This is a genomic window from Castellaniella denitrificans (genome assembly GCF_042653765.1).
In the GTDB taxonomy this organism is placed as follows: Bacteria; Pseudomonadota; Gammaproteobacteria; order Burkholderiales; family Burkholderiaceae_B; genus Castellaniella; species Castellaniella denitrificans.
The window spans coordinates 1,060,375-1,074,281 of the sequence record NZ_JBHSEZ010000001.1 but is presented as its reverse complement, the minus strand read 5'-3'; the positions used below and the strand labels follow the sequence as shown (position 1 = coordinate 1,074,281).

Sequence of the window (13,907 nt, the reverse complement as noted above, 5' to 3'; positions counted from 1 at the left end):
GGCGGCCCGTGTTTCGGGCCGCATTAGCGCGGATCATACGAGGGGGCATCACACCATGCAAGTCGCCGCACCCGGATCGCAAGCCGCCGAAGCGGCCCGATGGCGCCGGAGCCTGGCCCGGGGCGCCGGGTTGCTGGCCGCCGCGCTGGCCGGCGGCGCCCTGGTGTTCTGGGTCGCGGCGAACTGGCCCCGGATGACGCCGGACGCCCGGCTGGCGGGGGTCCAGGGGACGCTGGGCCTGCTCGTCGTCCTGGCCGCCGGCCTGGCCTGGCGCGGCAATCGCTGGGCGGAACCGATGGCCGGCCTGGCGGCCCTGGCGACGGGCGCCTTGCTGGCCCTCGTGGGTCAAATATATCAAACGGGCGCCGACGCCTGGGAACTGTTCCTGGCCTGGGCCGTGCTGATCCTGCCCTGGCTGGCGGCGGTCCGGTCCTGGTTCCTGGCGCTGCTGTGGGCGGCGTTGCTCAACCTGGCACTGTGGCTGTTTCTCGACGGGACGAGCCCGTCCGCCTGGTGGCGGTGGGGCGCGCCGGTGCCACCGAGCGCCTGGCTGCTGGGCCTGGACGGGGTCCTGCTGGCGCTGGCCGAGTGCCTGCGGCCGGTGTGGCGGGATCCCTGGCGCCTGATCCGCCGGGCCCTGGCGGCGGCGACGCTGGCCTGGGCGGTCGCCGTCGCGGCGCAGGGGGCCGTGCTGGACGGCGCCGGCGACGCCGGTCTCCTGGCGCTGGGCCTGGTCCCGGTCCTGGCGGTCTATGGCGTCCATGCCCGCTGGCGGCCCGATCCGGCGGTGGCGGCCCTGGCCCTGCTGGCGGGGATTGGAGTGGTCGGATTCGTGCTGGCGCCGTATGTGGACTCTCTGGAAGGCTTGTTGGGCCTGGCGCTGCTGGTGCTGGCCCTGGGCTTGTGGGCGGCGCGGCACGCGCTGCGCTTGCGGGCGGAGGTGCCGTCGGCCGTGGAGGCCGTGTCAGCGTCCGCCGGGGACGGACGGGCGGATGCGGCGAATCCGGATTCGACACCCGGAGCGGCCAGGGCCGATGCGGACGACGCGCCCTGGTACATCACGGCGCTGCGGATCGGGATCCTGGTGCCCGTCGTGCTGCTGCTGGGCGTCTGGGTGGCGATCGGTCTGGAACTGGATTCCGCCGCCGACGCCCTGAGTGCCGGCCTGCTGCTGATGCTGCCCGGGTTGTGGATCGGCCGGCGGGCGGCCGGGGCCACCTGGCGGGAGGTGGGCGGCGTACTGACGGTCCTGGGCCTGCTGCTGTGCGCCGGCGGGGCCTGGCTGATGGCCGACGAGGGTGCGCGGGGATCCTCTGTGCCGATCCTGCTGGCGGCGGGCGTGGCGGCCTATGCGGGGACGCGCCAGTTACCCGTGCGCCTGGCGGCAGCCGGGCTGACGCTGTCGCTGGGATGCTGGCTGACGATGCCCGTGGATTTCCTGTTCCGCTGGGGCGGCGGCCCGGAGGCCGCCTGGGCGGCCGGCCTGGCCTGGCGCCTGGCGGCCTTGCTGGCGCTGGGCGCGGCCGCCTGGATCGGGTCCCTGGCCGTGGCTCGCCGGGCGCTCTGGCGGCCCCTTGCCTGGGCGGCCCTGGCGACGGCGGCCGGCTTGGCGGTCCTGCTGTCCCTGGAGGCGCGGATTCCGCCCGGATCCTGGCTGTCGCCGGGCCGGGGCGCCCTGCTTGCCTGCGCGGTGTCGCCCGGGCTGCTGCTGGGAGTCTGGATGGCCGCCCATCGGCCGGGCCTGCCCGCCGGGCTGCGCCTGGGAGCGCCGGCGGCCTGCTGCGCGGCGGGCCTGGGGTGGATGGGCGCGCCGCTGTGTTCCGTCGCCCTGGCCGGTTTCGTCCTGGGACGATGGTCGGGCGACCGGCCGGCGCAGGCGCTGTCGGTCCTGCTGGGCCTGGCGGGGCTGGCGCTGTATTACTTCGATCCTTCCAGTCCCCTGGCCGCCAAGGCGGCGGCGCTGGGCCTGGCGGCCGCCTGGCTGGCCGCGCCAGCCCTGTGGCTGTGGGCGCCGTGGCGGCGGGCGGCCGGTCCCGCCGTGCGCCGGCATTGGGGCCTGCCCGCCGGGCTGCTGGCGGGCGGCGTGCTGGCGCTGGGCGCGGTCCAGGCCCGGGTGCATCATTACGAGACCATCCTGAGCCAGGGGCGGCCGGTCGTCCTGGCCCTGGCGCCGGTGGATCCCCGCTCGCTGATGCAGGGGGACTACATGGACCTGGATTATGCCGTGCGCCGCCAGGCGGAGGACTGGCTGCGCGGGCGGGATCCGGTGCGCGCGGCGCTGGAGGCGTCCGGCCGGGGCTGGCTGCTGCTGCGGCCCGATGAACGGGGCGTCTGGCAACTGGCGGCGGTGACGGCCGGGGCGCCCGAAGTCCAGGCGGGGGGCGCGGTGGCGCTGGCCTTTCGCTGGCGCGACCATGGGATGGATTGGGGCGCCCGCAGTTGGTTCTTTCCCGAAGGCCAGGGCGAACGCTACGCCGGGGCCCGCTACGGTGCGCTGCGGGTGGCGGCGGACGGCACCGCCCTGCTGGCCGGACTGCTGGACGAGGAACGGGCGCCGCTGTAGCCGGTGCCATTTTCAGATGGTGGCATCTCGTCCACGCCGCGGCCCGCATGCCGCTCCGATTCGTCAGGCGCGGAGCGGTCCGCAGGGACTGCTCCGTGTCCAGTTTCATCCGAATCGCCGCGCCCATTGCGCGATGGCCGCGGGCCAGAAGGCCTGCGTCGTGGCGGCCGGCAGCGCGGCGAACCCCAGGGCCCGCCAGGCCGACTGCAGGCAGTCCAGGGGCCGCGACACGTCCAGCGCGGGCGCGTGGTTCTGCTTGGACAGCTTGCGGCCGGCGGCGTCCAGGATCAGCGGCACGTGGAGGACGCGCGGCATGGGCAGGCCCAGGGCGCGGGCCAGTTGCCGCTGCCGGGCGGTGGAATCCAGCAGGTCGGCCCCGCGCACCACGTCGGTGACGCCCTGGTCGCCGTCGTCCACCACCACGACCAGCTGGTAGGCCCACAGGCCGTCGGCGCGGCGGACGATGAAGTCCCCGACCTCGGCCGCCACGTCCTGGGATTGCGGCCCCAGCCAGCGGTCGGTGAAGGTTTCCAGGCCGGGCTCGACGAGGAAGCGCCAGCTGCGGATCGGGCGCCGCGCGGCGGGCGGGCGCATGCCCGGGACGGCGAGGGTGCCGGGAGCCGGCGAGCCGGCCGGCGGCCGGCAGGTGCCGGGATACGGGCCGGGCGGCAGTTCGCGCCGGACGCAGGCGCAGCCGTAGACGCGCCCGGCGGCCCGCAGCCGGACGAACGCCTGTTCGTACAGGGGATGGCGTTGCGTCTGCCAGGCCGCCTCTCCGTCCCAGCGCAGGCCCAGGGCGTCCAGTTGCCCCTGGATGACGCGGTCGGCGCCGGGCACGGTGCGGGGTTCGTCGATGTCCTCGATGCGCAGCAGCCAGCGGCCGTGGTGCGCCCGGGCGTCCAGGTAGCTGGCCAGGGCGGCGACCAGCGATCCGGCGTGCAGGGGGCCGCTGGGACTGGGCGCGAAGCGGCCCACGTAGGGGCGGCGGCCGGCCCCGGCTCCGTCCAGAGGGACGGGCGGAGCGGCGGAATGCGGGAGCGGGCGGGACACGCGGACGGCCTGGCCGGGGGGGCCGGCGGCTAGTGCGACAGCCGGCCTTCGTCGTCGGTCAGCAGTTCCTCGAACACCAGATGGTCGACTTCGGCCTCCTGGCTCCAGAGGACCATCAGCGCCAGGACCTTGATCTCGGCGAGGGACAGGGGGGAGTGATCCGCCGCCTGGGCCGCCTCGATCAGGATTTCGCGCAGGACCGGGGACAGGCTGCCGGAATTTTCCAGGAAGCTGATGAAGCCGATGGCCTCGGTGCCCAGCGAGGCGTATTCCTCGTTGGTGTAGACGCGCGCGGCGTCGCGCCGGGCGTCGCGCATGACGGCCAGCGGCAGGCAGCGTTCGGTGGTGCTGGCCAGGTCGCGCAGCCAGTTGAGCGCGTCGTCGATGTCTTCGTGCTCGAACCCGGCGGCCGCCAGCTTGCTCGCCAGGACTTCGGCGCGCGGGCAGGCCTGGGGCGTGTAGTAATTCTCGAACAGGTAAACCAGGATGTCGTACATGGCGGTCATGGAACGGTTGCCGTTCCAGTTTACCGGATTCCTCCGGCGGCGCGACCGTTCCGGGCGGCTGGATGGGCGGCCGCCCGGAACGGACCCTAGCCGGCGTCGGCGGCTTCCAGGTCGATCAGGGTCACGCCTTCGGTCACCTGGTCGCCGACGGCGTAGAAGATCTCCTTGACCGTGCCGTCGTGGGGCGCCTCGATGGTGTGCTCCATCTTCATGGCCTCCATGACGATCAGGGGCGTGCCGCGCGTCACGGCGTCGCCCGCCGCGACCGTGACCGACAGGATCTTGCCGGGCATGGGGGCGGTCAGGCCGCCGGCCGCGTCGTCGGCGGACGCGGCCGCCAGGGCGAGCGGATCGTGCCATTCCAGGGTCTGGCGCCGGCCGTCGGCGAAGACGTCCAGGCGCGGGCCGTCGCGGTGGACGTCGCCGCGCGTCTCGGCGTCGCCCAGGCGGACGCGGACGTGGACCGGGTGGCGGCCCTCGGCCTGCCAGTGGAAGGCCTGGGCGGGGCGTTCGTCCACCGCCAGGGTCCAGTCCCGGCCGTCGCGGCGCAGGCGCACGGCGCGTTCGCCCCGGGCGTCCTTCAGGACCAGGACGCGCTCGTAGCGGCCGCCCACGCGCCAGCCGTCGGCCTGGCACCAGGGGCTGGCGTCGGCCGCCAGGGCGCCGGGACGGGCGAGGCCGTCATGGTGCAGCAGGCTGGCGGCGGCCAGGGCCAGCGTGGCGTCCCCGCAGTCGCGGGGCGCGGGGAACAGGCGCTCGTGCTCGCGTTCGATCAGACCGGTGTCCAGGTCGGCGGCGGCAAAGGCCGGGTCGTCCATCAGGCGGCCCAGGAAGGCGATGTTGGTCTGCACGCCGGTGCAGCGCACCGCGCCCAGCGCGCGCAGCATCCGCCGCCGGGCCTGTTCGCGGTCCTGGCCGTGGACGATCAGCTTGGCGATCATCGGGTCGTAGTGCGGCGAGATCGTGTCGCCTTCCCGCACGCCGCCGTCCACGCGCACGGGGCCGGTCTGGAAGACCACGTGCGCCGGCCATTGCAGGGCGTCCAGGCGGCCGATGCTGGGCAGGAAGTCCTTGTCCGGGTTCTCGGCGTAGATGCGCGCCTCGATGGCGTGGCCCTGGATGCGCAACTGGTCCTGGCGCAGCGGCAGCGGCTGGCCGGCGGCCACGCGCAGTTGCCATTCCACCAGGTCCTGGCCGGTGATGGCCTCGGTGACCGGGTGTTCGACTTGCAGCCGGGTGTTCATTTCCATGAAATAGAAACGCCCGTCGGGCTCGGCGATGAATTCCACCGTGCCGGCGCCGACGTAGCCGACGGCCTGGGCGGCGGCCACGGCCGCCCGGCCCATGGCCTCGCGGCGTTCCGGCGTCATGCCGGGCGCGGGGGCTTCCTCGATGACCTTCTGGTGGCGCCGCTGCACCGAGCAGTCGCGCTCGAACAGGTACACGCACTGGCCGTGCGTGTCGGCGAAGACCTGGATTTCGATGTGGCGCGGCTTGGTCAGGTAGCGCTCGATCAGGACCTGGGCGTTGCCGAAGCTGCTGGCCGCCTCGCGCTGGCAGGAGGCGAGGGCCGCCTGGAATTCGGCGTCGGCGTGGACGATGCGCATGCCCTTGCCGCCGCCGCCCGCGCTGGCCTTGATGAGCACGGGGTAGCCGATGGCGCGGGCCTGTTCCTGGAGGAAACCGGCTTCCTGGCGCTCGCCGTGGTAGCCGGGCACCAGGGGCACGTCGGCGCCGGACATCAGGGTCTTGGCGGCGGACTTGCTGCCCATGGCGGCGATCGCGTCCACGGGCGGGCCGACGAAGACCAGGCCGGCGTCGGCGCAGGCGCGGGCGAAATCGGCGTTCTCCGACAGGAAGCCGTAGCCCGGATGGACGGCCTGGGCGCCGGTGCGGCGGGCGGCGTCCAGGATGGCGTCGGCGCGCAGGTAGCTGGCGGCGGGTTCAGGGCCGCCGATGCGCACGGCCAGGTCGCAGGCATGGACGTGGCGGGCGTCGGCGTCGGCGTCGGAATAGACGGCGACGGTGCGGATGCCCATGCGGCGGGCGGTGGCGGCGATGCGGCAGGCGATCTCGCCCCGGTTGGCGATCAGGAGGGTGTCGAACATGGCGGTTTCCTTACATTCTGAACACGCCGAAGCGCGTGGCTTCGGCGGGGGCGTGACGGGCGGCGGCCAGGCCCAGGCCCAGCACCCGCCGCGTGTCGGACGGCGCGATGATGCCGTCGTCCCACAGCCGCGCGGTGGAATAGTAGGGATGGCCCTCGTGCTCGTACTGGGCGCGGATGGGCGCCTTGAAGGCTTCTTCCTCGTCGGCGGACCAGGCGTCGCCCTTGCGTTCGATGCTGTCGCGCCGCACGGTGGCCAGGACGCTGGCGGCCTGCTCGCCGCCCATGACCGAGATGCGCGCGTTGGGCCACAGGAACAGCAGGCGCGGGCCGAAGGCGCGGCCGCACATGCCGTAGTTGCCGGCGCCGAAGGAGCCGCCGATCAGCACCGTGAATTTCGGCACCGAGGCGGTGGACACGGCCGTGACCATCTTCGCGCCGTGGCGGGCGATGCCCTCGTTCTCGTATTTGCGGCCCACCATGAAGCCGCTGATGTTCTGCAGGAAGACCAGGGGGATGTTGTGCTGGCAGCACAGTTCGATGAAGTGCGTGCCCTTCTGCGCGGCCTCGGAGAACAGGATGCCGTTGTTGGCGATGATGCCCACCGGCATGCCGTAGATGCGCGCGAAGCCGGTGACCAGGGTCGTGCCGAAGCGCGCCTTGAATTCCTCGAAGTCGGAGCCGTCGACGATGCGGGCGATGACTTCGCGCACGTCGTAGGGCTTGCGCGTGTCCTGGGGAATGATGCCGTCCAGTTCCGCCGGGTCGTACAGGGGCTCGGTCCAGGGGCCGGGCGCGGGCGGGGCCGGGCGGTTGAGCCGCGCCGCCGCGTCGCGCGCCAGGCGCAGCGCATGGGTGTCGTTCTCGGCCAGGTGGTCGGCCACGCCCGACAGGCGGGTGTGCACGTCGCCGCCGCCCAGGTCCTCGGCCGAGACTTCCTCGCCGGTGGCGGCCTTGACCAGGGGCGGGCCGCCCAGGAAGATCGTGCCCTGGTTGCGCACGATGATGGATTCGTCGCTCATGGCGGGCACGTAGGCGCCCCCGGCGGTGCAGGATCCCATCACCACGGCCAGCTGGGCGATGCCCATGGACGACATGACGGCCTGGTTGTAGAAGATGCGCCCGAAGTGGTCGCGGTCGGGAAAGACCTCGTCCTGGTTGGGCAGGTTGGCGCCGCCCGAATCGACCAGGTAGATGCAGGGCAGGTGGTTCTGCTGGGCGATTTCCTGGGCGCGCAGGTGTTTTTTCACCGTGAGCGGGTAGTAGGTGCCGCCCTTGACCGTGGCGTCGTTGCAGACGATCACGCATTCGGTGCCGCCCACCCGGCCGATGCCGGTGATCAGGCCCGCGCCGGGCGAGGCGTTGTCGTAGACGTCGAGCGCCGCCAGCGGCGACAGTTCCAGGAACGGCGTGCCGGGATCGAGCAGGCGTTCGACCCGTTCGCGCGGCAGCAGCTTGCCGCGCGCCAGGTGCCGGGCGCGGGCGGTTTCGCCGCCGCCCTGCGCCGTGCGGGCGATGCGCTCGCGCAGATCGTCGACCAGCGTCCGCATGACGCGGGCGTTGTCCTGGAATTCCTGGGATCGTGGGTTGATGCGGGACTCGATGACCGGCATGTCGGTTCCTGGAAGTAAAGAAAAAAGGCCTGCATGCTGCTCGGATTCGTCAGGCTGTGGGGCCAGCTTCAAATCGTGGCATCTCCCCACGTCGCGCCTTGCAAGGCACTCCGATTCGTCAGGCACCGAGCAGTCCGCAGGGACTGCTCGGTGTCCGGACTCATCCCGTGGGGAATGCGGGGGGATTTACAGCATTTCGACGGCCAGGGCCACGGCTTCGCCGCCGCCGATGCACAGCGAGGCGATGCCGCGCTTGCCGCCGGTCTTGCGCAGGGCGCCGATCAGCGTGGTCAGCAGGCGCGCACCGGAGGCGCCGATGGGATGGCCCAGGGCGGTGGCGCCGCCGTGGACGTTGACGCGGTCGTGTGGAATCTTCAGGTCGGCCATGGCCGCCATGGTCACCACGGCGAAGGCTTCGTTGATTTCATACAGATCGACGTCGCCGGCCTTCCAGCCGGCCTTGTCCAGCAGCTTCTGGATGGCGCCGACCGGGGCGGTGGTGAACCACTGCGGCTCGTGCGAGAACTGGGCATGGGCGACGATGCGCGCCAGGGGCGTGGCGCCGAGTTCCTTGGCCTTGGACGCGCTCATCACCACCAGGGCCGAGGCGCCGTCGGAGATCGAGGACGCGTTGGCCGCCGTGATCGTGCCGTCCTTCTTGAAGGCGGGCTTGAGCGTCGGGATCTTTTCCGGCATGGCCTTGAGGGGGGCCTCGTCGGTGTCGATCACGGTGTCGCCCTTGCGGCCCTTGACCGTGACCGGGGCGATTTCCCACTTGAAGCTGCCGTCCTCGGTGGCCTGGCGCGCGCGGCGCAGCGATTCCAGCGAGAAGGCGTCCTGCTGCTCGCGCGTGAAGCTGTACTTCGAGGCGCAGTCCTCGGCGAACACGCCCATGGCGGTGCCGCGCTGGTAGGCGTCTTCCAGGCCGTCCATGGCCATGTGGTCGTAGACCGTGGAATGGCCGTAGCGGTAGCCCTGGCGGCCCTTGAGCAGCAGGTAGGGGGCGTTGCTCATGCTTTCCTGGCCGCCGGCCACCACCACGTCGGCGGAACCCGCCTTGATGATGTCGTGGGCCAGCATGACGGCCTTCAGGCCGGACCCGCAGACCTTGTGCAGGGTGCTGCAGGCGACGCTTTTCGGCAGGCCTGCGCCCAGGGCGGCCTGGCGGGCCGGCGCCTGGCCCTGGCCGGCCTGCAGCACGTTGCCCATGATGACTTCCTGGACGGCGTCGCCGGCGATGCCGGCACGCTCGACGGCGGCCCGGATCGCGGTGGCGCCCAGCTCGTGCGCGGCCAGGCCGGAAAGGCTGCCCATCATGCCCCCCATGGGGGTGCGGGCGGCGGATACGATGACGATGGACTCGGACATGGTGTTGCTCCTTTTTCAGGGGGTGTCCCTTGATTCGCTCCGGGCCGGCCGCGGATGGCCGTCCGGTGGCTGCAGTCTGCGCGACTGGTCGTAGGGGAAGATGTCCTCGATGCGACCCTGGGCGGCGCGCGTACGGCAGTCCTGCCACCATTGTGCATCCAAAAGCGGCGCGTGGTGCTTCAGGAAGGCGGCGCGCACCCGGGGGTCGCCCAGCAGGAATCGCTCGAATTCCTCGGGGAAGACGTCGTTGGCGCCCACCGGGTACCAGGGCTCGCCGGACATCTCGGCCTCTTCGTTGGGGGCGGGCGGAATGCGGCGGAACTGCATTTCGGTCATGCGCTGGATCTCGTCGTAGTCGTAGAAGACCACGCGGCCCAGGCGGGTGACGCCGAAGTTCTTGTACAGCATGTCGCCGGGGAAGATGTTGGCGGCGGCCAGCTCGCGGATGGCCTGGCCGTATTGCTGCACGGCGGCTTCCAGGGCGGCGTCGGAGGCGCTGGCCAGGAAGATGTTCAGCGGCGTCATGCGGCGTTCGATGTAGACGTGGCGCAGCACCACCAGGTCGTCGGTCTCTTCGAGCAGGCTGGGGACTTCGCGGCGCAGGCCTTCCAGCAGGCGCGGCGAGAAGCGGCTGCGCGGCAGGGCCACCAGGGAATATTCCCAGGTGTCGGCCATGCGGCCGACGCGGTCGTGCTTTTTCACCATCTGGTATTTGCGGCGCACGGTTTCCTCGTCCATGCCGTCTTTCGCGATGCGGTCGCGGATCAGCTTGAACACGTAGGGATAGGACGGCAGCGTGAACACCGTCATCACCATGCCCTGGATCCCGGGCGCGTAGTCGAAGGCGTCCCGCGAATGCGACAGGTGGTGCAGGAAGTCGCGGTAGAACAGCGTCTTGCCCTGTTTCTGCAGGCCGATGGTGGTGTAGATCTCGGCCTTGGGCTTGCGCGGGAACAGCGACGAGAGAAAGTCCACGTAGGCGGCCGGCGCCTCCATGTCGACCAGGAAATAGGCGCGCGTGAAGCTGAACAGCGTGCTCAGGTCGTCGCTGGTGTGCAGCAGGGCGTCGAACTGGATGTGGCCCGAGGGCGTGTGCAGCAGCGCCACCGCGAACGGGTGGATGGCGGCCTGGTTGATCAGGCGGCCGACGATGTAGGCGCCCTTGTTGCGGAAGAACAGGGTGTTGAGCACCTGGATCTGGCAATCGGGCGCCAGCCGCTTGCCCAGGCCGCGCGGCAGGGTGCGGCTGAGGTGGCGCAGGCCCATCCGGGCCATGCGCCGCACGTCCGCCGGCAGGTCGTGGTAGGGCGCGGCCAGGCCGAAGTCGGCCGCCATGCGGATCAGGCTGGGCAGCAGGCCCTCGGTCAGCGGGTAGTAGGCCCGGTAGGACGGGTGTTCGCCGTCGATGTAGTCGGTCGCCACCGCCGGGCGCACGAACAGGAAGTCGTTGTTGAAGTAGTTGCGGTGCAGGGTGCGGCAGGACACCGAATTGAAGAAGGTTTCGGCGCATTCGGGCTGACGGTGGTCGGCCAGCAGCGTGATGAAGCTGGTCTTGGCGGCCTGCCAGAACTCGATCTGCTCGTCGGTCAGGGCCGTGTCCGGGGCGGTGTGGGCGCGCGTGGTGCCGCGCAGCGCCTGGCCCAGGGCCGCCGCGCATTCACGCACCCGGGTGTCGTAGTATTCGATGCGTTCGCGCGAGAGCTGCTGGATGCCGTGCCAGTCGCCCGATTCGAACAGGGCCTTGGCCCGCTGCGCGCTGTAGCGGAACAGCGAATAGTGGCGGTTGAATCCGGTCAGGATCATGCGCGCCACGGCCTCCGGGGACTGGCCCCGGGGCGCGACGGGTTGAATGCGGCGGTGGTCGCCGGTGTCGTCCATGGCTGTTCGGCTTCCGGTTCGTTCTGGACGAGGCTCAGGCGGTTTCGCCGAAGAGTTCGCGGCCGATCAGCATGCGGCGGATCTCGCTGGTGCCGGCGCCGATTTCGTAGAGCTTGGCGTCGCGCCACAGGCGGCCGGTGGGGTAGTCGTTGATGTAGCCGTTGCCACCCAGGATCTGGATGCCCTCGCCGGCCATCCAGGTGGCCTTTTCGGCGCAGTACAGGATGACGCCGGCGCAGTCCTTGCGCACCTGGCGCGCGTGGCCGGCGCCCAGCCTGTCCAGGTTCTTGCCGACCGCGTAGCAGTAGGCGCGGCAGGCCTGCAGGGTGGTGTACAGGTCGGCCAGCTTGCCCTGGATCAGCTGGAATTCGCCGATGGACTGGCCGAACTGCTTGCGCTCGTGCACATAGGGCACGACCACGTCCATGACCGCCTGCATGATGCCCAGGGGGCCGGCCGCCAGCACGGCGCGTTCGTAGTCCAGGCCGCTCATCAGGACCTTGACCCCGCCGTCGACCTCGCCCAGCACGTTCTCGGCCGGGACTTCGCAGTCCTGGAACACCAGCTCGCCGGTGTGCGAGCCGCGCATGCCCAGCTTGTCGAGCTTCTGCGCCACGGAAAAGCCGGGGAAGGTCTTTTCGACGATGAAGGCGGTGATGCCGCGCTGGTGGGCATCGGGGGTGGTCTTGGCGTAGACCACCAGGGTGTCGGCGTCCGGCCCGTTGGTGATCCACATCTTGGTGCCGTTGAGCACGTAGCGGTCGCCGCGCTTCTCGGCGCGCAGCCGCATGCTGACGACGTCCGAACCCGCGCCGGGTTCGCTCATGGCCAGGGCGCCGATCCGCTCGCCGGAGATCAGACCGGGCAGGTACTTCTTCTTCTGGGCTTCGGTGCCGTTGCGGTGGATCTGGTTGACGCACAGATTGGAGTGCGCGCCGTAGGACAGGGCGATGGACGCGCTGGCGCGCGAGATTTCCTCCATCGCGATCATGTGCGCCAGGTAGCCCAGGTTGGCGCCGCCGTAGGTTTCGGCCACTGTGACGCCCAGCAGGCCCAGGTCGCCGAACTTGCGCCACAGGTCCATGGGGAACTGGTCGTCGCGGTCGGCCGCCGCCGCGCGCGGGGCGATCTCGGCTTGGGCGAAGTCGCGGACCGCCTCGCGCAGCATGTCGAGGTCGGAGCCGAGGTCGAAGTTCAGGCCGGGCAGGTTCATGGGGTGGTCTCCTGGTGTCGTGGATGGCGCGCCAGCAGCAGCGCTTCGCATTCGGCCTGCTGGCGGCGGATTTCTTTCAGGGTCTCGTCCAGGTCGCGCCGCTGCTGTTCCAGCTTTGCGCGGTGGTTGGCGAGGACTTCGGCGTATTGCCGCAGCTGCGCTTCGCTGTTGGCGCCGCCGCGGTCGTACAGATCGATCAGGGTGACGATTTCGGACAGCTGCAGTCCCAGCCGCCGCCCGCGCAGGGCGAGCTTGAGCCGCGTGCGGTCGCGCGGGGCGTAGACGCGGTTGCGGCCTTCGCGCGCCGGGCTGACGATGCCCTGATCCTCGTAGAAGCGGATCGTGCGCGGCGTGACGCCGAATTCGCGGGCAAGCTCGGAAATCGTCCAGGTGGCTTGGCTCATGGGGTGGGATGAAGCGCGAAACGGGGGGGGTGGAATCAGTGCCTATTATGAATTACGTTTACGTTAACGTAAAGCAAAAACTCTGACATAATGATGAGAGAAAACCCGAATCCTCATGGAGACACGGCATGAATCCGCTGGAGAACGAACTGGATTATCCCTGGGGCGACGCCCTGCCCGAGGCCGGCCGCGCGCGGGACGTGGCGGCGGACGTGCGCTGGATCCGCATGCCGCTGCCCTTCGCCCTGGACCACATCAACCTGTGGCTGCTGCGCGACCGCGTCGACGGCCGCGAGGGCTGGACGGTGGTCGACTGCGGCATCGACCGGGCCGAGGTCCGCGACTGCTGGGAAACCGTGTTCGCCCAGGCGCTGGACGGCCTGCCGGTGCTGCGCGTGCTGGTCACCCACATGCATCCGGACCACGTCGGCCTGGCTCACTGGCTGTGCGAGCGCTGGCAGGCGCCGCTGTGGATGTCCATGACGGACTACGCGGTGGCCCGGCTGTGGTCGGGATCGTCGGTGGCGGATTCCTCGGCCGAGGGCAGCGGTCCGTCCGGCGGGGGCGCGGCGCGGCATTTCGCCCGCCACGGCCTGGCTGATCCGCAGGCGCTGGACATGATCCGCGCCCGCCACGACTACTACGTCCGCCTGGTGCCCGGCATGCCGTCCCGCTTCCACCGCCTGATGCACGGGCAGGAAGTGTCCATCGGCGGGCGCGGCTGGCGGGTCATCGTCGGCTACGGCCACGCGCCCGAACACGTCTCGCTGTGGTGTCCGGACCTGGGCACGCTGATCTCGGGCGACATGGTATTGCCACGCATTTCCACCAACGTCAGCGTGTTCGACCTGGAACCCGAGTCCGATCCCCTGCGCCTGTACCTGGATTCGCTGTCCGCCTACGACGACCTGCCCGGGGACACCCTGGTGCTGCCGTCCCACGGCCGGCCCTTCCGGGGCCTGCACCGGCGCATCGCCCAGCAGCGGGCGCACCATGCCGAGCGCCTGGACGAGGTCCTGGCCGCCTGCACGCAGCCGCGCAGCGCCCACGACCTGCTGCCCGTGCTGTTCCGCCGCAAGCTGGACATGCACCAGCTGTCCTTCGCCATGGGCGAATCCATCGCCCACCTGCACGCCCTATACTTCCAGGGATCCCTGCGCCGCATCCTGGGCGAAGACGGGGTGTACCGTTTCCAGAAAATCTGA

Annotated in this window: 10 protein-coding genes; 2 read left to right on the top strand and 8 right to left on the bottom strand. The window is 71.0% G+C overall.

Annotated features, from left to right (window positions below; genetic code table 11):
- Positions 1–55: 55 nt before the first annotated feature.
- Complete coding sequence (locus tag ACFO27_RS04980) at positions 56–2,563, top strand: GDYXXLXY domain-containing protein (protein WP_376816282.1); 2,508 nt, start codon at positions 56–58, stop codon at positions 2,561–2,563.
- A 105-nt stretch (positions 2,564–2,668) separates the two neighbouring features.
- On the opposite strand, the gene gluQRS is transcribed toward ACFO27_RS04980, so the two are convergent.
- From gluQRS to ACFO27_RS04940, 8 genes are all read right to left on the bottom strand, one after another.
- Entirely contained in the window at positions 2,669–3,571 is a 903-nt protein-coding gene (gene gluQRS / locus ACFO27_RS04975; protein ID WP_376816419.1) for a tRNA glutamyl-Q(34) synthetase GluQRS, read from the bottom strand.
- Between the two features lie 71 nt (positions 3,572–3,642).
- Positions 3,643–4,110 carry a Smg family protein gene (locus tag ACFO27_RS04970; RefSeq protein WP_376816418.1) on the bottom strand — a complete coding sequence of 156 codons (468 nt, stop codon included), beginning with the start codon at positions 4,108–4,110 and terminating at the stop codon, positions 3,643–3,645.
- Positions 4,111–4,205: 95 nt separating this feature from the next.
- Positions 4,206–6,227 (bottom strand): acetyl/propionyl/methylcrotonyl-CoA carboxylase subunit alpha, encoded by a 2,022-nt coding sequence (locus tag ACFO27_RS04965; protein WP_376816281.1) that lies wholly within the window; start codon positions 6,225–6,227, stop codon positions 4,206–4,208.
- Between the two features lie 10 nt (positions 6,228–6,237).
- Positions 6,238–7,839, bottom strand: coding sequence for a carboxyl transferase domain-containing protein (locus ACFO27_RS04960; RefSeq protein ID WP_376816280.1), 1,602 nt, complete (start codon positions 7,837–7,839; stop codon positions 6,238–6,240).
- Positions 7,840–8,025: 186 nt separating this feature from the next.
- Positions 8,026–9,207 carry an acetyl-CoA C-acyltransferase gene (locus ACFO27_RS04955; protein ID WP_376816279.1) on the bottom strand — a complete coding sequence of 394 codons (1,182 nt, stop codon included), beginning with the start codon at positions 9,205–9,207 and terminating at the stop codon, positions 8,026–8,028.
- 15 nt (positions 9,208–9,222) lie between these two features.
- Positions 9,223–11,085, bottom strand: a complete 1,863-nt coding sequence (gene aceK / locus ACFO27_RS04950; RefSeq protein WP_376816278.1) for a bifunctional isocitrate dehydrogenase kinase/phosphatase — start codon at positions 11,083–11,085, stop codon at positions 9,223–9,225.
- Between the two features lie 34 nt (positions 11,086–11,119).
- Positions 11,120–12,298 (bottom strand): isovaleryl-CoA dehydrogenase, encoded by a 1,179-nt coding sequence (locus ACFO27_RS04945; RefSeq protein WP_376816277.1) that lies wholly within the window; start codon positions 12,296–12,298, stop codon positions 11,120–11,122.
- The gene (locus tag ACFO27_RS04940; RefSeq protein ID WP_323030034.1) at positions 12,295–12,702 is read right to left on the bottom strand and encodes a MerR family transcriptional regulator; all 408 of its coding nucleotides are present in this window, start codon (positions 12,700–12,702) and stop codon (positions 12,295–12,297) included. The genes ACFO27_RS04945 and ACFO27_RS04940 overlap by 4 nt, the downstream gene beginning before the upstream one ends.
- Positions 12,703–12,830: 128 nt before the next feature.
- On the opposite strand from ACFO27_RS04940, the gene ACFO27_RS04935 reads away from it, so the two are divergent.
- Positions 12,831–13,907 (top strand): MBL fold metallo-hydrolase, encoded by a 1,077-nt coding sequence (locus ACFO27_RS04935; RefSeq protein WP_376816276.1) that lies wholly within the window; start codon positions 12,831–12,833, stop codon positions 13,905–13,907.